The following is a 1,364-nucleotide window of genomic DNA, read 5'->3' as shown; positions in this document are numbered from 1 at the left end:
ATTTAGAAGACACCGCAGTAAATGCCGGGCCAATTGATTTTGTAGAGATTTTATGGCAGGTACTGCAATCTGCTTTTAGCATTATTGCCTTACCAAGAAGCGACTGTGCAGCCTGCTGATGGCCTAATTTAGCTCCAGCCATATCCAATCCTTCAGTATAAGTATTTGATACATAGATTCTGCTTTTATTTACAGCCGCGCCTTTGTCCGAAACCGATACCTGATAATTGATTGGTTTACCCGGGAAATAAAAGCTCTTGTTTCCGGTTAAAGTGATATCAACTTTAGGTTCTTCGTTCCCTGCATATACTATTACAGTGTTACTTTTTGAAGACGCTTTATCTTTATCAATTACCTGAACGCTAATTGCATATTCACCTGCTTTTGCAAATGTATATTGTAGTTCTGGAGAGGTAGTAGTTTTTTTAATACCCTTTCCTAAGTTCCAAACATAAGTTAGCGCATCACCATCAGGATCCGTTGCATCTACCTTTGCTACAAGCTTATATGGTAATAAACCGCTCGTTTTCTCAATTTCAAGATTCTTTACAATAGGAGGTCTGTTACCTGCCATATAATCAATTCTTACAATACCAGCGTCAGGATTTTTTGTAAACCATCCTTTACCATATTCAAGAATATATAATTTATTATCAGGGCCAAGTTCCATATCAATAGGAGCAGCTAAAGAAATTTCACCTAACATTGGCTCCATGCTTAAATAATCTCCTTCTGGCGACATAGTAACAGCTTTTACCCATCCACGGATCCATTCATAGATAATCAATTTACCATCATAATAAGAAGGATATGGCGAGGCACCTGGTCTTGAATAATAAACCGGACCAGCCATTGCTGTACGGCCACCGGCACCAACCTGAGGGAACTCTTTAGATTCTCCGTAAGGATACCATATAAAAGCCGGTTGAGCAGGAGGAAGGGTAGATAAACCAGTATTATTTGGTGAATTATTTAAACCAGCTTTAGGGTCAAATGCTTCTCCGTTTTTACCGTCTGTATAATCATAAGCTTTATAAGGATAGTTATTACCTATAAATAAAGGCCATCCAAAGAACCCTGCTTTACGAGCCTGGTTTACCTCATCATAGCCTCTAGGCCCTCTTAAAGCGTCATCATTAGAGGCATCAGGTCCAACCTCGCCCCAATATAAAAAGCCTGTTTTCTGATCTACCGATATTCTATAAGGATTTCTGTTTCCCATTACGAAGATCTCAGGTTTGGTTTTTTCCTGACCTTTAGGGAACAAGTTACCATCAGGGATATCGTAAGTACCATCCTCTTTAATTTTAATTCTAAGTACTTTACCTCTTAAATCATTGGTGTTACCTGCAGATCTTCTGGCA

At 38.9% G+C, this 1,364-nt stretch carries 1 protein-coding gene; it reads right to left on the bottom strand.

The annotated features are described in order from the left end of the window. A partial coding sequence (locus tag AC1DG9_RS27080) for a PQQ-dependent sugar dehydrogenase (protein WP_477635696.1) occupies positions 1–1,364 on the bottom strand: 1,364 nt, incomplete at both ends.

The organism is Pedobacter sp. 05L430, from assembly GCF_056397585.1.
This window is presented reverse-complemented; position numbering and strand designations above follow the sequence as displayed.